Source organism: Sulfitobacter alexandrii (genome assembly GCF_001886735.1).
Classification (GTDB): domain Bacteria; phylum Pseudomonadota; class Alphaproteobacteria; order Rhodobacterales; family Rhodobacteraceae; genus Sulfitobacter; species Sulfitobacter alexandrii.
Genome location: NZ_CP018076.1, coordinates 3,341,632 through 3,359,261, shown reverse-complemented (window position 1 = coordinate 3,359,261; position 17,630 = coordinate 3,341,632). Strand labels below are relative to the sequence as shown.

14 protein-coding genes and 1 pseudogene are annotated in these 17,630 nt (G+C 65.6%); 13 read left to right on the top strand and 2 right to left on the bottom strand.

The genetic code is table 11. The annotated features are described in order from the left end of the window. The first annotated feature begins 33 nt into the window (after positions 1-33). The 11 genes from puuE to BOO69_RS16370 all read left to right on the top strand — a co-directional run bounded on the left by puuE (position 34) and on the right by BOO69_RS16370 (position 12,035). On the top strand, positions 34-1,449 hold the full coding sequence (gene puuE / locus BOO69_RS16420) for an allantoinase PuuE (protein ID WP_071973138.1): 1,416 nt from the start codon (positions 34-36) through the stop codon (positions 1,447-1,449). Further along, positions 1,446-2,255 carry a bifunctional allantoicase/(S)-ureidoglycine aminohydrolase gene (locus BOO69_RS16415; protein WP_071973137.1) on the top strand — a complete coding sequence of 270 codons (810 nt, stop codon included), beginning with the start codon at positions 1,446-1,448 and terminating at the stop codon, positions 2,253-2,255. Before puuE ends, BOO69_RS16415 begins: the two co-directional genes overlap by 4 nt. Beyond that, the gene (locus BOO69_RS16410; RefSeq protein ID WP_071973136.1) at positions 2,252-2,755 is read left to right on the top strand and encodes an ureidoglycolate lyase; all 504 of its coding nucleotides are present in this window, start codon (positions 2,252-2,254) and stop codon (positions 2,753-2,755) included. The genes BOO69_RS16415 and BOO69_RS16410 overlap by 4 nt, the downstream gene beginning before the upstream one ends. Before the next feature lie 93 nt (positions 2,756-2,848). Next, the gene (locus BOO69_RS16405; RefSeq protein ID WP_071973135.1) at positions 2,849-4,075 is read left to right on the top strand and encodes a urate hydroxylase PuuD; all 1,227 of its coding nucleotides are present in this window, start codon (positions 2,849-2,851) and stop codon (positions 4,073-4,075) included. Positions 4,076-4,127: 52 nt separating this feature from the next. Then, positions 4,128-5,972: a DNA mismatch repair endonuclease MutL gene (mutL, locus tag BOO69_RS16400; protein WP_071973134.1), complete on the top strand. Its 1,845-nt coding sequence runs from the start codon at positions 4,128-4,130 to the stop codon at positions 5,970-5,972. Then, the gene (locus BOO69_RS16395) at positions 5,969-7,204 is read left to right on the top strand and encodes a DNA recombination protein RmuC (protein WP_071973133.1); all 1,236 of its coding nucleotides are present in this window, start codon (positions 5,969-5,971) and stop codon (positions 7,202-7,204) included. The genes mutL and BOO69_RS16395 overlap by 4 nt, the downstream gene beginning before the upstream one ends. Before the next feature lie 227 nt (positions 7,205-7,431). Beyond that, entirely contained in the window at positions 7,432-8,754 is a 1,323-nt protein-coding gene (locus BOO69_RS16390) for an NAD(P)/FAD-dependent oxidoreductase (RefSeq protein WP_071973132.1), read from the top strand. Continuing rightward, on the top strand, positions 8,751-9,509 hold the full coding sequence (locus tag BOO69_RS16385) for a DUF1365 domain-containing protein (protein ID WP_071973131.1): 759 nt from the start codon (positions 8,751-8,753) through the stop codon (positions 9,507-9,509). Before BOO69_RS16390 ends, BOO69_RS16385 begins: the two co-directional genes overlap by 4 nt. Positions 9,510-9,517: 8 nt before the next feature. Then, a complete protein-coding gene (locus tag BOO69_RS16380) occupies positions 9,518-10,744 on the top strand; it encodes an MFS transporter (protein ID WP_418361296.1) in 1,227 nt (408 codons plus the stop codon). Beyond that, positions 10,744-11,301: a DUF3833 family protein gene (locus BOO69_RS16375; RefSeq protein WP_156874954.1), complete on the top strand. Its 558-nt coding sequence runs from the start codon at positions 10,744-10,746 to the stop codon at positions 11,299-11,301. Before BOO69_RS16380 ends, BOO69_RS16375 begins: the two co-directional genes overlap by 1 nt. 2 nt (positions 11,302-11,303) lie before the next feature. Continuing rightward, the gene (locus BOO69_RS16370; RefSeq protein WP_071973128.1) at positions 11,304-12,035 is read left to right on the top strand and encodes an SDR family NAD(P)-dependent oxidoreductase; all 732 of its coding nucleotides are present in this window, start codon (positions 11,304-11,306) and stop codon (positions 12,033-12,035) included. Between the two features lie 9 nt (positions 12,036-12,044). Here the strand turns inward: BOO69_RS16370 and BOO69_RS16365 are convergent, their stop codons facing one another. Both BOO69_RS16365 and BOO69_RS16360 read right to left on the bottom strand, forming a co-directional pair. Then, positions 12,045-12,665 (bottom strand): glutathione S-transferase family protein, encoded by a 621-nt coding sequence (locus tag BOO69_RS16365; RefSeq protein ID WP_083545553.1) that lies wholly within the window; start codon positions 12,663-12,665, stop codon positions 12,045-12,047. 12 nt (positions 12,666-12,677) lie between these two features. Then, a complete protein-coding gene (locus BOO69_RS16360; RefSeq protein WP_071973127.1) occupies positions 12,678-13,331 on the bottom strand; it encodes a histidine phosphatase family protein in 654 nt (217 codons plus the stop codon). Positions 13,332-13,536: 205 nt separating this feature from the next. On the opposite strand from BOO69_RS16360, the pseudogene fdhF reads away from it, so the two are divergent. Continuing rightward, positions 13,537-16,304, top strand: a pseudogene (gene fdhF, locus BOO69_RS16355) (formate dehydrogenase subunit alpha). Positions 16,305-16,430: 126 nt separating this feature from the next. Continuing rightward, positions 16,431-17,627 (top strand): Zn-dependent hydrolase, encoded by a 1,197-nt coding sequence (locus BOO69_RS16350; protein ID WP_071973126.1) that lies wholly within the window; start codon positions 16,431-16,433, stop codon positions 17,625-17,627. The last annotated feature ends 3 nt before the right edge of the window (positions 17,628-17,630 follow it).

The window sequence follows — 17,630 nt, the reverse complement described above, 5'->3', positions numbered from 1 at the left end:
CAGTGTGGGCCGCGCAAGACAAGGACATCCGACATGAACCGCTATCCCCGCGATTTCCACGGCTACGGCCCCACGCCCCCCGATGCCCGATGGCCCGGAGGCGCGCGTATCGCGGTGCAATTCGTGGTGAACTACGAGGAGGGCGGCGAGAACTGCCTGCTGCATGGCGATGCCGCCTCGGAAGCCTTCCTGTCGGAGATCGTCGGCGCGCAGCCCTGGCCGGGGCAGCGGCACTGGAACATGGAAAGCATCTATGATTACGGCGCGCGGGCAGGGTTCTGGCGGCTGCACAGGCTGTTCACCGATGCCGGCATCCCGGTGACCGTCTATGGCGTGGCCAGCGCGCTCGCCCGCGCCCCCGGGCAGGTGGAGGCGATGCGGGACGCCGGTTGGGAGATCGCCAGCCACGGGCTGAAATGGATCGATTACAAAGACCATACCGCCGAGGCGGAACAGGCCGACATGGACGAGGCCATCCGGCTGCACACCGAGGTGGTGGGCGAAGCGCCACGCGGGTGGTACTGCGGGCGCACCTCGGTCAATACCGTGGCGCTGGCCGCGCGCACGGGTCTGTTCGACTACGTCTCCGACACCTACGATGACGATCTGCCCTACTGGATGCGGGTGGGTCCGCGCGATCAGCTCATCATTCCCTACACGCTGGACTGCAACGACATGCGTTTCGCCACGCCGCAGGGGTTCAATTCCGGTGACCAGTTCTATGCCTACCTGCGCGATACTTTCGATGCGCTCTACGCCGAAGGCACGCAAGGCGCGGCCAAGATGATGTCGGTCGGTCTGCATTGCCGGCTGGTGGGGCGGCCCGGCCGGATCCAGGCACTGAAACGGTTCGTGGAATACATCAAGGGGTTCGAAGGGGTCTGGACGCCCCGCCGCATCGACATCGCGGATCATTGGCGCGCCGAGCATCCGCCGCAGCCGGATCGGGTGCGGCCCAGCCAGATGGACCGTGACGCCTTTGTCGAGGCCTACGGCGGCATCTTCGAGCATTCCCCCTGGATCGCCGAAAGGGCCCATGCGCTGGAACTGGGCCCCGCCCATGATTGTCCGGCAGGGCTGCACAACGCGCTGGCGCGGATGTTCCGTTCCGCCAGTGAGGCGGAGCGTCTGGATGTCCTGCAGGCGCACCCCGACCTCGCGGGCAAGCTGGCGAACGCCAAACGCCTGACCGAGGCAAGCACGGCGGAGCAGGCCAGCGCGGGGCTGGATGCCCTGACCGATGCCGAGCGGGCAAAGTTCGAGGCGCTGAATGCCGATTACGTGGCCAAGCACGGCTTTCCGTTCATCATCGCGGTCCGCGACCATGACAAGGCCGGAATCCTGCGCGCCTTCGAGACGCGGATCGCACAGGACACCGCGACCGAATTCGCCACCGCCTGCGGGCAGGTGGAGCGCATCGCGCGGCTGCGGTTGGAGGACATGTCATGAGTTACGCGTTTCCCCCCGGCGGATTGCCGGACCAGTCGGTCGATCCGGAAGGGACGGCGGTGTTCACCCCCGCCTATGCGGTGCTTCCCGCCGTGACGCAGCGCGATATCGTCACCAGCTACCTGCCCGGCTGGCGCGACATGCGGATGTGGGTGCTGGCCCGGCCGTTGTCGGGTTTCGCCGAGACCTTTTCGCAATACGCGGTGGAATTGCGGCCCGGTGGCGGGTCAGACGCGCCCGAAACGGACCCGGAGGCGCAGTCGGTGATCTTCGTGGCGCAGGGACAGGTGACGCTGAACATCGACGGGCAGCGGCACATCATGGCGCCGGGCGGCTACGCCTACATCCCGCCCGATGCCGTCTGGACCGTCTGGAACGACGGCGAGTCCGTGGCGCAATTTCACTGGATCAGGAAACGCTATAAGCCTGCCGAGGGCGTGGATACGCCGGAGGCTTTCGTTACCTCGGACAAGGAGGTGGCACCGATCGAGATGCCGGACTGCGACGGGGTCTGGTCAACCACGCGGTTCGTCGATCCTTCGGACCTGCGGCATGACATGCACGTGAACATCGTGACGTTCCGGCACGGCGGGCGCATCCCCTTTGCCGAGACGCACGTGATGGAACACGGGCTCTACGTTCTGGAGGGCACCGCGGATTACCTGTTGAACAAGGATTGGGTCGGCGTCGGGCCCGGCGATTTCATGTGGTTGCGCGCGTTCTGCCCGCAGGCCTGCATCGCCACCGGCGACGGCCCCTTCAGGTATCTGCTCTACAAGGACGTGAACCGGCACATGCCGCTATGACCGACGCGCAGGAGATCATCGCACAGAAGCTGTCGGCGGCGGCGTTCGCCCCTTTCGGAGATGTGCTGGACGCCGCCGGCACCCCCGACCGGCTGATCAACGCGGGTCTGTGCGGGCGTCACCACGATCGCGCCGCGCTCGATTTCGGCCCCGACGGCCGCGCGGGCATCAGCATCTTCGACGCGGAGCCGCGCAGCCTGCCCTATACCCTCGACCTGCTCGAACGGCATCCCGACGGCTCGCAGGCCTTCCTGCCGATGACCTCGCATCCATTCCTGGTGATCGTGGCCCCGGACCAGGGAGACCGGCCCGGTGTGCCCCGTGCCTTTCTCACCGCACCGCACCAGGGGATCAACCTGCACCGGGGCACATGGCACGGGGTCCTGACGCCGCTTGCCGCCCCCGGACTGTTCGCCGTCGTCGACCGGATCGGCGATACACCGAACCTTGACGAATGGCCGCTCGACCCGCCCTATGTGATCCGCGCGCACCCCGGCTAGGCCACGCGGACCGCGCGACGGCCCAGCTTCCTTCCGGGTCCGGACATCCAGACGCAACGGTGCAACCGGCACCTTTTTTCCAAGGGGACACCCATGTACGACCTTGCCGCCATGTCCGCCTGGATCGAGTTCGCGGTCCGCTGGACCCACGTGATCGTGGGCATTGCCTGGATCGGGTCGTCCTTCTACTTCATCGCGCTGGACCTCGGGCTGCATCGCGACCGCGACCTTGCTTCCGGCGCCGACGGCGAGGAATGGCAGGTGCATGGCGGCGGTTTCTACCACGTGCAGAAATACCTTGTCGCGCCCGAGCGGATGCCGGACGACCTGGTGTGGTTCAAGTGGGAAAGTTACTCCACCTGGCTCAGCGGTTTTGCCCTGCTGGTGCTGGTCTACTATCTCGGGGCCGAGTTCTACCTGATCGATCCGGCGGTCATGGACCTGTCGACGTTCCAGGCGGTCGCGATCTCGCTCGCGTCGCTCGCCTTCGGGTGGATCGCCTATGACCTCATCTGCAAAAGCCGCTTTGGCGAGGACAACACGCGGCTGATGATCCTGCTTTACGTGATCCTCGTCGGGATGGCGTGGTTCTACACCTCGGTTTTCTCGGGGCGGGCCGCGCTGCTGCACCTGGGAGCGTTCACCGCGACGATCATGTCGGCCAACGTGTTCTTCATCATCATGCCGAACCAGCGGATCGTGGTCGCGGACCTCAAGGCGGGGCGGAAACCCGATCCGAAATACGGCAAGATCGCCAAGCAGCGCAGCACGCACAACAATTACCTGACGCTGCCGGTCATCTTCCTCATGCTGTCGAACCATTATCCGCTCGCCTTCGCGTCCGAGGCGAACTGGCTGATCGCGTCCCTCGTGTTCCTGATGGGGGTCACGATCCGGCACTATTTCAACAGCAAGCACGCCCGCACGGGCGACCCGATCTGGACCTGGCTGGCCACGGCACTGCTTTTCATCGCGATCATGTGGCTGTCCACCGCGCCGATGTTCCGGGGGGATGAACCGACAGAGGCGACCGGCCCGGCGGCGCAACGGTTCGCGCAGGCGGACGGGTTCGACCGGGTGCAGGACATCGTGACGGGCCGCTGTTCGATGTGCCACGCGGCGGAGCCTTCGTGGGAGGGGCTGCACTGGCCGCCCAAAGGCGTGCGGCTGGAGACGGAGCACCAGATCGCGATGGCGGCGAGGCAGATCTACCTTCAGGCGGGTCTGACACACGCCATGCCGCCTGCGAATCTCAGCTATATGCAGCCCGTAGAGCGGGCAGAGATCGTCGCTTGGTACGAGGCCGCGACGGCCCGCTGACGTCCGGTTTCCCACTGGCAGAATCGCGCGGTGCCATGCTAGGTCTTGGGCTATGTCATTCGCCAACCCCAAAATAGCCGATATTCGCCCCGTCATCCGGCAGCTGGACGACGCCGCGATCAACCGCATCGCCGCGGGCGAGGTGGTGGAGCGGCCGGCGTCGGCCGTCAAGGAACTGGTCGAAAACGCGATCGACGCGGGCGCGCGGCGGATCACGGTGGAATATGCCGACGGCGGCAAGACCCTGATCCGTGTCACCGACGACGGCTGCGGCATGACCCCGGACGATCTGGTGCTGGCGCTGTCGCGTCATGCGACGTCCAAGATCGACGGCTCGGATCTTCTGAACATCCGCACCTTCGGGTTCAGAGGCGAAGCGTTGCCATCGCTGGGGGCGGTGGGCCGACTGTCGATCAGCAGCCGCGCCGCCGGGCAAGAGGGCGCCGAGATCACCGTCAGCGGCGGCCGGCACGGTGACGTGCGCCCGGCAGCGTTGAACGGCGGTACGATCGTTGTACTGCGCGACCTTTTCCATGCGACGCCCGCGCGGCTGAAATTCCTGCGGACCGACCGGGCGGAGGCACAGGCGATTGGCGATGTGGTCAAGCGGCTCGCCATGGCCGAACCTTTTGTCCGCTTCACGCTGCGGGACGTGTCCGGCGACGGACCGGGCCGCGAGGTCTTTCGCGCCGATGCCGAACAGGGAGACTTGTTCGAGGCGCTGCATGGCCGTCTGGCGCAGGTGCTGGGCCGCGAATTTGCCGACAACGCGCTGCCGGTCGACGCGCAGCGCGAGGGGCTGCATCTGACCGGTTTCGCGGCGCTGCCGACCTATTCGAGGGGCTCGGCGGTGGCGCAGTATCTTTTCGTCAATGGCCGCCCGGTGCGGGACAAGCTGCTGATCGGCGCGCTGCGCGGCGCCTACCACGATTTCCTGAGCCGAGACCGGCACCCGGCGGCGGCGCTGTTCATCGACTGCGACCCGATGCTTGTGGACGTCAACGTGCATCCGGCGAAGTCCGAGGTACGTTTCCGCGATCCGGGGCTGGCGCGCGGGCTGATCGTATCCGCCCTGCGCCATGCGCTGGCGGAGGCGGGACACCGCGCCTCGACCACGGTCGCGGGCGCGACCCTTGGCGCCATGCGCCCGGAACCCACGGGTGCGCGGGTCTACCAGATGGACCGGCCCAGCCTTGGCGCACGGGGGGCGGCGCATCAGGCGCAGGCCCCTGCCGGATTTGCCGAAACCGCGGGCATGTGGGGCCGGGTGGAAACCCCTGCCGAGCCGGTGACCGAGCCTGCCGCGCCTGCGTCGGACTATCCGCTGGGCACCGCGCGCGGGCAGGTGCACGAGAATTATATCATCGCGCAGACCGCGACGGGCATGGTCATCGTAGATCAGCATGCCGCGCATGAACGGCTGGTCTATGAAAGGCTCAAGCGCCAGATGGCTGAGAATGGCGTGGCGGCGCAGGCGCTGCTGATCCCCGAGATCGTGGAACTGTCGGCGGGCGATTGCGCGCGCCTGCTGGAGGTGGCCGACGATCTGGCGCGGCTGGGTCTGGGGATCGAGGCGTTCGGCGGGAATGCCGTTGCGGTGCGCGAGACGCCCGCGATCCTGGGGACCGTCGATGCGCGCGCGATGCTGCTGGATATTCTGGACGAACTGGCCGACCAGAGCGACAGCACCCTCCTGCAGGCGCGGATCGAGGCGATCCTGAGCCGCATCGCCTGCCACGGTTCGATCCGGTCGGGCCGCTGGATGCGGGCGGAAGAAATGAATGCCCTGCTGCGCGAGATGGAGGAGACGCCCCATTCCGGCCAGTGCAACCACGGGCGGCCCACCTACGTGGAACTCAAGCTGGCCGATATCGAACGGCTGTTCGGGCGCACATGATCGAGATCGGCGGCACAATCTACCAGTGGAATGATCCACTTGGGCTGGCTGTCCTTGGGGCGGCCGCGCTGGTCGTGCTGATCGTGATCCTGCTGATCGCGGCGGTGCGCGCAGCGGGGCGGACAGCGCGTCTCGCGGCACCGCTGTCGCAGCAGATACAGGTTCTGGGCGGCCACGTGCAGCAGCTTGGCGCGGGGCAGGAGCAGCTCCGCGGCGGATTGCAGATGGTCTCGGACACACAGGCCAATGCGCAAAGCCAGCTGATCCAGTCGGTCGAGACGCGGCTGAACACCGTCCAGTTGCAGATGCAGGAACGGCTGGCGGACAACGCCGCCCGGTCCCAGAGGGCCTTGACCGAGATGCAGGAGAGGATGAACCAGACCCTGCATGGTTCGGCCAAGCAGACGACCACCAGCCTGACGCAACTGCAGGAGCGGCTGGCCGCCATCGACAAGGCGCAGGACAACATCACCAAGCTGTCGGGCGACGTGCTGTCGTTGCAGGATATCCTGAGCAACAAGCAGACACGCGGCGCCTTCGGCGAGATCCAGCTGCGGGATATCGTGTCCAAGCAACTGCCGTCGGACAGCTACAGCCTTCAGCATACGCTGCCCAACGGCAAGCGGGCGGATTGCCTGATTCACCTGCCCAATCCGCCGGGCCCCATCGTGATCGACAGCAAGTTCCCGCTTGAAGCCTACGAGGCGCTGCGCAACGCCAAGACCGACTGGGATCTCAAGAACGCGGTCTCTTCGATGAAGGTCGCGGTCAAGAAGCACATCCGCGACATTTCGGAAAAGTATATCGTCGAGGGTGAGACTGCGGACGGTGCGCTGATGTTCCTGCCGTCCGAAGCCGTCTATGCCGAACTGCATGCAAACTTTCCCGAACTGATCCGCGAGGGGTTCGCCGCGCGGGTCTGGATCGTGTCGCCCACCACCTGCATGGCCACGCTGAACACCATGCGCGCGATCCTCAAGGATGCGCGGATGCGCGAACAGGCCGGTGCCATCCGCAAGGAGCTTGGCGCCCTGCATGGCGATGTCGAGCGGCTGGTGACACGGGTCGGCAACCTTGACCGTCACTTCGGACAGGCGCGCAAGGACGTGGACGAGATCATGATAAGTTCGGAGAAGGCGGCGAAACGTGCCGGGCGCCTGCACAACTTCGATTTCGAGGAACTGGCCAAGGACGAGGCGCCGCGCATGGCCGTGCCACTGGAGAAGAAGTAGCGCCGGCAGGCTGAACACGGACCTGTCACAAGTGCGTCAGAAACTTGAACCCGCGACATCCGGTCTAATTCCAGAAGCGTGAAACAAGGGCGATCCTGTCGGGGTGTCGACAGCACGGGCAGATGAGCTTTGCGCCCGGCGGGATTTTTTGCAACTCTTGGTCTTCCGCCCTCGTAGTTACGGGGGAGAACGGCCAGATGAAATGAAAGACAGGATCAAAACACCACATGCCATTTGAAGCTGTAGCAATCGAGCCGAGGCAAGGCACGCGGCCCCGGCGCAGAATTGCCGTGATCGGCGCGGGAATTTCGGGCATGGGCGCGGCGCACAGTCTGGCCGAACGGCACGACGTCGTTCTGTTCGAAAGCGGTTCGCGGCTGGGCGGCCACGCCCGCACGGTGATGGCGGGCAGGAACGGGGACCAGCCGGTCGATACCGGGTTCATCGTTTTCAATTATGCGAACTATCCCAACCTTGCGGCGCTGTTCGCGGAACTGGACGTTCCGGTGGTGAAGTCGAACATGAGCTTCGGCGCCTCCATCGACGGGGGGCGGATCGAATATGCGCTGACCAACCTCAACGCGGTCTTTGCCCAGCGTCGGAACATGCTGAACCCGCGGTTCATCGCGATGCTGCGGGACATCTTCAGGTTCAACAAGCATGCGACCCGGCTCGCTGACGAGGACCAGAACCGCACCATCGGAGAATTCCTGTCGGTGCTGGGCACCGGGCGGTACTTCAAGGACTATTACCTGTCGCCGCTCTCGGGGGCGATCTGGTCCACGCCGACGGAAAAGATCATGGATTTTCCCGCCTACGCGATGGTGGACTTCTTCCGGAACCATGCCCTGCTGGGCTATTCCGGCCAGCATCAGTGGTACACGGTGCAGGGCGGCTCCATCAGCTATGTCGACCGGCTGGAGACCGCGATGCGCGCGCGGGGCGTCGACATCCGGTTGAATGCGCCGGTTCAGGCCGTTCGCCGGCTGCTGCCCGGTGTCGACGTGAAATCACCCGGCGGCGACTGGGAACGGTTCGACGAGGTGGTCTTTGCCACCCATTCGGATGACACGCTGGCCCTGCTGTCAGACGCCGACGCCGCGGAACGCGCCAACCTCGGGGCGATCCGATATCAGCCCAATGACATCACCCTGCATGCCGACGACCGGATGATGCCGAAACGGCGATCCACCTGGGCCTCGTGGGTCTATACCGAGGACCGTGATTCGAAGTCGGACAGGATCGACCTGACCTACTGGATGAATTCGCTTCAGCCGATTCCGATGGACGACCCGCATTTCGTGACGCTGAACACCAAGCGCACGATCCGCGAAGAACTGATCTACGATCAGGTGACCCTGCGGCATCCGGTCTACGACCTGCCGGCGCTGCACGCGCAGAAGCGGATCGCGGCACTGAACGGCAACCGCAACACGTGGTTCTGCGGGGCCTGGATGCGCAACGGTTTCCACGAGGACGGCCTTGCTAGCGCGCTGGAGGTCGCCCGGATGATCGAGCGTACCGCGGCGCTGCCCATCGCCGCTGAATGACCGGGACGGTCGATCATATCGCCGGCCATACCTTTCACGGGCGCAAGGGCGAGGTCGACAATGCCTTTCGCTATTCCATCGACTACGTCTTGTGCGATGCGGAGGAGGCGCCGAAGACGCCGCTGCTTTTCCGGCGGAACCGGTCGGGGCTGACGTCCCTGCTGGACCGGGATCACGGCGGCGCCCCCCACCACGGGCGGGGGGCCGCATGGGTGCGCGAGGTGCTTGCGGCGCATGGGATCGCGGGCGTCGCGACCGTCGAGCTTCTGGCGCAGCCAAGGGTGTTGGGCTTCGTCTTCAACCCCGTGAGCTTCTGGCTTTGCCGCGACGGAAAGGGCGCGCTGACCTGCGTGATTTCCGAGGTGACCAACACCTATGGCGACCGCCACTGCTATCTTTGCCATCACGATGACCTGCGGCCGATCACAGCCGAAGATCACCTGACGGCGACTAAGATCTTCCATGTGTCGCCGTTCCAGCCGATCGAAGGATCCTATACCTTTCGGTTCGATATCCGGGCGGACCGGATCGGTATCTGGATCGACTACACCGCCGGGAATGGCGGGCTGATCGCCACGCTGACCGGCAAGCGCAAGCCGCTGACGAACGCGGGTATCCTGCGCGCGATGCTGCGGCGCCCCTTGGGGGCGCGGCGGGTATTGGCGCTGATCCACTGGCAGGCGGTCAAGCTTTGGTGGAAGGGCGCGGCGTTCCGTGCGCGCCCCCTGCCACCCGAAAACGAAGTCAGCCGCTGATGCGGGTCATGGCGCAGCGGCTGCCTGCCTATGCGCTGTTCGCGGCCCTGCTGTCGGCTGCCGGTCTGCCGATCTACATTCACGCGCCGAAGTTCTACGTGGACGAGTACGGGGTATCCCTTGCGGCATTGGGCGCGGTGCTCTTCGGGTTGCGCCTGCTCGACGTTGTGCAGGACCCCCTGCTGGGGCGGTTGTCCGAACGCCTGCATGCCCATCGGGGCATGGCGGTGACGGTCGGCGCCGGCGTGATGGCCGCCGCCATGCTGGGGCTGTTCGCGGTGCCGCCGCCCTTTCTGCCGATTGCGTGGTTCGCCCTGATGCTGACGCTGGTATTCTCCGGCTTTAGTTTCTTGACCATCTGCTTTTATGCGCAGGGCGTCTCCAAGGCGGACAGCCTGCCGGGGCGGGGCCATCTGTCGCTCGCCCGCTGGCGCGAGACGGGTGCGCTGCTGGGTGTCTGCGTGGCCTCCGTTGCGCCGGTGGGCCTTGGCGCGGTGATGGGCGCGCCCTTTGCCGGGTTCGCGGCGGGCTTTGCGGTGCTGGCGCTGGCCAGTGTGGTGGCCATGGCAGGCGAATGGCGGGACGCGGGGCTGCCCCCGGCCACCGGGTTCGGGACCGTGCTGCGCGACCCGGAGGCGCGGCAACTGCTGCTGATCGCTCTGTTCAACGCCGCGCCCGTTGCCGTGACATCGACGCTTTTCCTTTTCTATGTCGAGATCGCGCTCGAGGCACAGGGATGGGAGGGGCCGCTGCTGTTGCTGTTCTTTCTGTCCGCCGCGGGGGCCGCGCCGTTCTGGGGGATGATGGCCGAGCGGTTCGGCGGGAAGCGGGTTCTGCTGGCCGCGATGGTTCTGGGAATCCTGTCTTTCGGCGGTGCCTTGTTCCTGGGGCCGGGCGATGTCTGGATCTTCGCCGTCGTCTGCGTCGCCTCGGGGGCTGTCCTTGGCGCGGATCTGACCCTTTTGCCCGCCATGTTCGCCACGCGCATGGCGCGGATCTCGCCTTCGGCCGCAGAGGGGTTCGGCCTTTGGTCGTTTGTGTCCAAATTCACGTTGGCATTCGCGGCGGTCGCCCTACTTCCCCTGCTTGAGGCGGCCGGACTGCGCAGCGGCGCAGAAGAGAGCCCGCCGCAGGCTGTCAGCTTGCTGATTATCTTCTACGCAGGGGTGCCCTGCCTGCTGAAGGTGCTTGCGATCGGGTTGCTGAGTCGCGTGAAGACAACTGAGGAAACCTGATGGATGCGTTTGTTTTCCTAGCGCTCGGGATCGTATTGGGGATCCTCGTCGTGCTGGTGCGCCGCCGCTTTGCCGAATTTCCCGGCCAGACCCCGGACGACTACAGCGAGGGCTTCCCCGGCTTCGACCTCAAGACACACCTGAACGGCCAAATGGTCTGCGAGGGCGTGATATTCGGACCGATGGGCCGGGTGACCAGTTCTTTCGTCGCGGATTTCGACATTTCGTGGGCCGGTGACAATGGCGTGATGTCGGAGCGGTTCCGCTACAACGACGGGTCGGTTCAGGACAGGGAATGGCGCATCGCGCTGGGCACCGACGGGGCGTTCACCGTGCGTGCCGACGATGTGCCCGGCGAGGGGCACGGCCACCTGTCGGGATCCGCCGCGCAGTTGCGCTACGAGATCATCCTGCCGCCGGAGAGCGGCGGACACCGGCTGCAGACCGTGGACTGGATGTACCTGACGCCTCAAGGAACCATCGTGAACCGCAGCCAGTTCCGGAAGTATGGAATCAAGGTGGCGGAGCTGATCGCCACGATACGACCGAAGGAGTGACCATGAAGAGCTTTCAGGCAAAACGGTACTGGCTGGTCGGTGCCAGCGATGGTCTGGGCGCCGCTCTGGCCCACAAGCTGAGCCGTGCCGGCGCCGAGGTGATCCTGTCGGCCCGGTCGGAGGACAAGCTGGCCGCGCTGGTGAAGGACCTGCCGGGCAAGGCCAGCTACCAGCTGATCGACGTTTCGGATGACGACAGCGTCAAGACCGCGGCCGAGGCGGTGGGCGAAATCGACGGGATCGTCTACCTCGCCGGGGCCTACTGGCCGTTCAGCGCGCGGGAATGGAATGCCGAGCAGGCGACGATCATGGCCGACGTGAACTTCACCGGGCTCATGCGGGTCATGGGGCAGGTGGTGCCCGCGATGGTGGCGCGTGACAGGGGCCATATCGTCATCACGTCCAGCCTGACGGGGTTTCGCGGTCTGCCCGGTTCCATCGGTTACACGGCGTCCAAGGCCGGGACCATGTCGCTTGCCGAATGCATGCACGCCGACCTGCGAAAGACGGGCGTGCAGGTGCAGGTCATCAACCCCGGTTTCATCAAGACGCAGCTGACCGACAAGAACGACTTCCGGATGCCCTTCATCATGGAACCGGAAGACGCCGCGCAGGAGGTGATCGAGCACATGGGCTCCGACACTTTCAAGAAGAGCTTTCCGTGGCTCTTCTCGCTGGTGTTCCGCATCAGCCAGTTCCTGCCGGACTGGCTCTATTTCCGCATCTTCTCGTGACGCGGCGGGTCAGAGCATCCCGGTGTCGCGCATCTTCCTGACGCTGGCGCGCGCTTCCATCCGTGCAAGGAATCCTTCGATGCGGGGGAAGTCGGACAGGACGACATCGTCGCCCTTGAGCCAGTTGCAGACGATGAACAGGTAGGGGTCGGCGATGGTCAGCGCATCCCCGCAGACATAGTCGCCGCGCAGGCATTCGGCCTCGACGTACTCGGCGCAGGCGCGCATCGTTTGGGGAACTTTCGCCTTCATGTCGTCGAAGCTGGCCTGCGCGTCCGCCCAGCGATGGCCGCGCATCTTGTGGGCGTGGGCGACATGCATGGTGGAGGCGATGTAGTACATCACCCCGCGCATGTGGACAGCCGTGACCGCATCTGCAGGCAAGAGGCCGGCATCGGGGGCGAGGGCGGCGACGTATTCGAGCAATGCGCCGGTTTCGGTCATGATCCGGCCGTCATCGGACGTCATGGCCGGTACGCGTCCCTTAGGATTCACGGCCAGGTAGGCGGGCTTGGTCTGTTCGGCGCTTGCGAAGTCGACCTTGACGGTTTCGTAGGCCAGGCCCGCTTCCTCGAGCGTGATGGCCACGGCGATGGAGATCGTGCCGGGGGTATAATAGAGTTTCAGCATCCGTCTTTCCTTTCAGATGTGGGTCTGCGCGCTGCGGCGGTCGGGCCGGTCGAGGTGGGGCACCGCATTGAACAGCACCGGCGACCAGTGCCCGCCGATCGGGAACAGCCGGTGCATGGAGGTGTGCATGATTGCCAGCGCGATGCGCGCCATCGCCGGGATGCCCAGCCCCATGGCCTGCGCCATCGCCATCGAGATCAGGCCGCCCGAGGTGACGACCAGCGCGGGCCCCGGACCGGCGGCGATTTCCCTCAGCGCGTCCTCGATGCGGCTGTGGAAATTGTCCCAGGTTTCCGGCGCTTCTTCGATCATGCCATCCTGCCAGTGCTGGAAGACCGACGGCAGATGCGCGGTAAAGGCGCCCTGTTCGGTGGGAAAGGCGATGCCGTGCTGGGCCTCGAGCAGGGAGGCAAGCGTGAAGTATTCCAGCTCGTTCAGCCGCGGATCGCGCACCGGCTCGAGGCCGGTGTCCATGCCTTCGGCTGTTTCGATGTGCCGGGTCAGCGTACCCGTATAAAGCCTTGTGTGATGTGCCTCGGTCTGGCGCAGGTAGGCGCCCAGCCATGCCGCCTGTTCGTGGCCCAGCGGACTCAGCTTGTCGTAGCTCAGTTCGTCCTTGGCGTGGGAATTCGCCTGACCGTGACGGATAAGCGTGATGTGGGACATGCGGCACCTGATCTTTTCCGTCTTGATAGGCGACGCGGCAGCGGGGGGAAAGTGCGGTATTCACCCGCGATCGTCCGGGAGCGTGAAACCGTGACCCCTATCGGAAACGTCGCGTGGCGCAAAACCGGGTGGGTGTGTCGGGATTGGGACTCCTGCGGGGGCGCGGTTTTCGATATACGTCGGATGCAGATGCGAGGAGACGGCCATGGCTGAGAAGATCACATTCACGCTCGACGGTGAAACCGTGGAGGCAGAGGCCGGCCTGACAATCTGGGAGGTCGCGAACGGGCGCGGGCTGAAGATCCCGCATTTGTGCCACAAGCCCGCCCCCGGCTACCGTCCCGACGGCAACTGCCGCGCCTGCATGGTCGAGATCGAGGGCGAGCGCGTGCTGGCGGCAAGCTGCATCCGCGAACCGCAGGAAGGCATGGTTGTCACCACGAACAGCGCCCGCGCGGAGAGCGCGCGCAAGATGGTCGTGGAATTGCTGATGGCGGACCATCCCGCGCGGGAGGTCAGTCACGACAAGTCGAGCCACATGTGGGACATGGCCGCGATGAACGGCGTCGAGGCCAGCCGCTTTCCGAAGCTGGAGGAAGGCCGCATTCCCCTGCTGGACGACAGCCATGTCGCGATGCGGGTCAACCTTGACGCCTGCATCCAGTGCGGGCTGTGCGTGCGCGCGTGCCGCGAGGTGCAGGTCAACGACGTGATCGGCATGTCGGGCCGGGGCCACGACGCCTATCCGACGTTCGACATGGCCGATCCGATGGGGGCCTCTACCTGCGTGGCCTGCGGCGAATGCGTTCAGGCGTGCCCGACCGGCGCGTTGATGGAAGCGACCGTCGTGGATGAAAACCAGGTCGGCGATTCAGCCGATTACGACTCCGAAGTGGACAGCATCTGCCCCTTCTGCGGCGTGGGCTGCCAGATCTCGCTCAAGGTCAAGGACGGCAAGGTCAAATACGTCGAAGGCATCAACGGACCGGCGAACGAGGGTCGTCTGTGCGTGAAGGGGCGGTTCGGTTTCGACTACATCCACCATCCTCATCGTCTCACCAAGCCGCTGATCCGGCGTGAGGACGCCCCGGCGAAGGGGCTGAACGTCGACCCGGCGAACTGGTCCGAGTTCTTTCGCGAAGCGAGCTGGGACGAGGCGCTGGATGCCGCCGCCAAGGGGCTCAGGGACATCGGCGGCAAGGGCGTCGCTGGCTTCGGATCGGCCAAGTGCACGAACGAGGAAGCCTACCTGTTCCAGAAGCTCATCCGGCAGGGTTTCGGCCACAACAACGTCGACCACTGCACCCGGCTTTGCCATGCGTCATCGGTTGCCGCCCTGATGGAAAACGTCGGAAGCGGGGCCGTGACCGCCACGTTCAATCAGATCGAGAACGCCGACGTGGCCATCGCCATCGGCTGCAACCCGATCGAGAACCACCCCGTCGCCGCGACCTACTTCAAGCAGTTCACCAAGCGCGGCGGCAAACTGATCGTGATGGACCCGCGCGGCCAGGCGCTCAAGCGGTTCTCGAGCCACATGCTCCAGTTCCGGCCCGGCACAGACGTGTCCATGCTCAACGCGATCATGCACGTGATCGTGGAGGAAGGACTCTACGACCAGCAGTACATCGAAGCCTACACCGAGAACTGGGAAGCCGAGAAGGAACACCTCAAGGATTTCCCCCCGAGAAGATGGCACCGATCTGTGGCATCGACGCCGAGACCCTGCGCGATGTGGCGCGGACCTTTGCCGGCGCGAAGGCCGCGATGATCTTCTGGGGCATGGGCGTCAGTCAGCACATCCATGGCACCGACAATTCCCGTTGCCTGATCAGCCTTGCGTTGATGACCGGGCAGGTCGGGCGGCCCGGCGCGGGACTGCACCCGCTCAGGGGGCAGAACAACGTGCAGGGCGCGTCGGACGCGGGGCTGATCCCGATGTTCCTGCCGGACTATCAGTCGGTGATGGACGACGGCGTGCGGTCGGCCTTTACCGAGGTCTGGCAGTCGGAGGATTTTTCCGCCGAGAAGGGCCTGACGGTGACCGAGATCATGGACGCGGTCCACGAGGGCAGCATCCGCGGCATGTACGTACTGGGGGAGAACCCGGCGATGTCCGACCCGGATGTCGAACATGCGCGGGACGCGCTGGCCAAGTTGGACCATCTCGTGGTGCAGGACATATTCATCACCGAAACGGCGAACTACGCCGACGTGATCCTGCCTGCCAGTGCCTTTGCCGAGAAATCGGGCACGGTGACGAACACTAACCGGCAGGTCCAGATGGGCCGTGCGGCGGTGGCGCCTCCGGGCGAGGCGCGCGAGGACTGGTGGATCGAGGTGGAACTGGCCAAGCGTCTGGGGCTCGGCTGGACCTACGAGAGCCCGGCGGATGTCTTTGCCGAGATGAAGCTGAACATGCGGTCGCTCAACAACATCACCTGGACCCGGCTGGAGCGCGAGAACGCCGTGACCTACCCGTCATTGAGCGAGACCGATCCCGGTCAGGCCATTGTCTTTGCCGAGGGGTTCCCGCGCCCTGACGGCCGGGCAAGGTTCACGCCCGCGTCGATCATTCCGCCGGATGACGTGCCGGACGCCGAATTCCCGATGATCCTGACGACGGGGCGGCAGCTGGAACACTGGCACACCGGATCCATGACGCGCCGGTCCAGCGTGCTGGACGGCCTGGAGCCCGAGGCGAACTGTTCCCTGCATCCCAGCACCCTGCGCAAGTTGGGGGTGACCCCGGGCCAGCACGTGCGGCTGAGCACCAAGCGCGGCAGCATCGAGATCATGGCACGCGAGGATCGGGCCGTGTCGCCCGACATGGTATTCCTGCCGTTCGCCTACGTCGAGGCGGCGGCGAACATCCTGACCAATCCGGCGGTCGATCCCTACGGCAAGATCCCGGAGTTCAAGTTCTCGGCCGTGCGGGTCGAAGCGGTCGAGGATGCCGTCGCGGCGGAGTGAGCGGCTTGCAGGCGTGATCTGCCGGTGCGCGCCCCCTGGGGCGCGCATTCCATTTTATCCTTGCCGATGAGGGGCGCTGCCCCTCAAACTCCCCGGAGTATTTCGGGCAAAAAGAAGGGGTGCGTCATGCAGATCGATGGGGACAGATTCCTGGCGGACCTTCATGCCTTGCGGGCCATAGGTGCGGCGGGTGTCGGCAAGGGCGTGGTGCGGCCTGCGTATACGGAGAGCGACGTCGCGGCACGGCGCTGGCTCGCCGGGCGGTTCGAGGACGCCGGGCTGGAAGTTGCGGTCGACGGGATGGGAAACCTGTTCGGTCTGGCCGGGGGGCAATCCCTGCTGATGGGGTCGCATTCCGACAGCCAGCCCGAGGGGGGCTGGCTGGACGGTGCACTGGGCGTGATCGCGGCGCTGGAGGTCGCGCGGGCCAGCCGGGAAGCGGGCGGGCCCGCGATTTCCGTGGTGTCGTTCCAGGACGAGGAAGGGCGGTTCGGCGTCACCACCGGTTCCGCCGTCTGGTCGGGGCACCTGGCGCAGCCCGAGGCAGACGGGCTGACCGATCACGCGGGCGTCACGCTGGCCGACGCGCGGGCCGCATTGTCTGAAATGGTCACCGGTCCGGTCGATCCCGCGCGGTTCACCGGTTTCATCGAGATGCATATCGAGCAGGGTCCGGCGCTGGACAGTGCCGGGGAACAGATCGGTGTCGTGTCGGACATCGTGGGCATTCGCGACATGAAGATCACCTTCGGGGGCCAGCAGAACCACGCGGGAACCACCCCGATGCATCTGCGCAAGGATGCCTTCCAGGCGGTGTCGGCGTTCAACACGCTGCTGGCCGAGCGGTTCCGGAACGTGGTGACCCCCGCGACGGTCTGGACGATCGGACACCTGTCGCTGCATCCCAACGCGTCCTCCATCGTGCCGGGGCGGGCCGTCTTCTCCATGCAGTGGCGCGACGGCGACCCGGACCGGCTCGCGCGGATGGAAGCGATCATCCGCGACACGGCGCAGGAAGTCGCGGAAAGCCGCGGGATGGACATGTCCTTCGGGCCGCTTTTGGGACTGGAGCCGGTCAGGATGGACGGACGCCTGCGCGGCGCACTGGAGGAAGCGGCCGAGACGGTCGCCCCGGGCAAGTGGCGGACCATGCCGTCGGGGGCTTTGCACGACGCGACCAACGTGTCGCGGCTGATGCCGGTGGCGATGCTGTTCGTGCCATCGATCGACGGGATCAGCCATGCTTTCGAGGAAGACACCGCCGAGGAGGATCTCGTCGCCGGGGTGGAGGTGCTGGCCAGGGCCGTGGCGGTATTGGGCTGACTG

Excerpts from the sequence above, each read along its gene's own strand:
- puuE (WP_071973138.1), top strand. The coding sequence starts at position 34 with ATGAACCGCTATCCCCGCGATTTCCACGGCTACGGCCCCACGCCCCCC.
- BOO69_RS16415 (WP_071973137.1), top strand. The coding sequence starts at position 1,446 with ATGAGTTACGCGTTTCCCCCCGGCGGATTGCCGGACCAGTCGGTCGAT.
- BOO69_RS16410 (WP_071973136.1), top strand. The coding sequence starts at position 2,252 with ATGACCGACGCGCAGGAGATCATCGCACAGAAGCTGTCGGCGGCGGCG.
- BOO69_RS16405 (WP_071973135.1), top strand. The coding sequence starts at position 2,849 with ATGTACGACCTTGCCGCCATGTCCGCCTGGATCGAGTTCGCGGTCCGC.
- mutL (WP_071973134.1), top strand. The coding sequence starts at position 4,128 with ATGTCATTCGCCAACCCCAAAATAGCCGATATTCGCCCCGTCATCCGG.
- BOO69_RS16395 (WP_071973133.1), top strand. The coding sequence starts at position 5,969 with ATGATCGAGATCGGCGGCACAATCTACCAGTGGAATGATCCACTTGGG.
- BOO69_RS16390 (WP_071973132.1), top strand. The coding sequence starts at position 7,432 with ATGCCATTTGAAGCTGTAGCAATCGAGCCGAGGCAAGGCACGCGGCCC.
- BOO69_RS16385 (WP_071973131.1), top strand. The coding sequence starts at position 8,751 with ATGACCGGGACGGTCGATCATATCGCCGGCCATACCTTTCACGGGCGC.
- BOO69_RS16380 (WP_418361296.1), top strand. The coding sequence starts at position 9,518 with ATGGCGCAGCGGCTGCCTGCCTATGCGCTGTTCGCGGCCCTGCTGTCG.
- BOO69_RS16375 (WP_156874954.1), top strand. The coding sequence starts at position 10,744 with ATGGATGCGTTTGTTTTCCTAGCGCTCGGGATCGTATTGGGGATCCTC.
- BOO69_RS16370 (WP_071973128.1), top strand. The coding sequence starts at position 11,304 with ATGAAGAGCTTTCAGGCAAAACGGTACTGGCTGGTCGGTGCCAGCGAT.
- BOO69_RS16365 (WP_083545553.1), bottom strand. The coding sequence starts at position 12,665 with ATGCTGAAACTCTATTATACCCCCGGCACGATCTCCATCGCCGTGGCC.
- BOO69_RS16360 (WP_071973127.1), bottom strand. The coding sequence starts at position 13,331 with ATGTCCCACATCACGCTTATCCGTCACGGTCAGGCGAATTCCCACGCC.
- BOO69_RS16350 (WP_071973126.1), top strand. The coding sequence starts at position 16,431 with ATGCAGATCGATGGGGACAGATTCCTGGCGGACCTTCATGCCTTGCGG.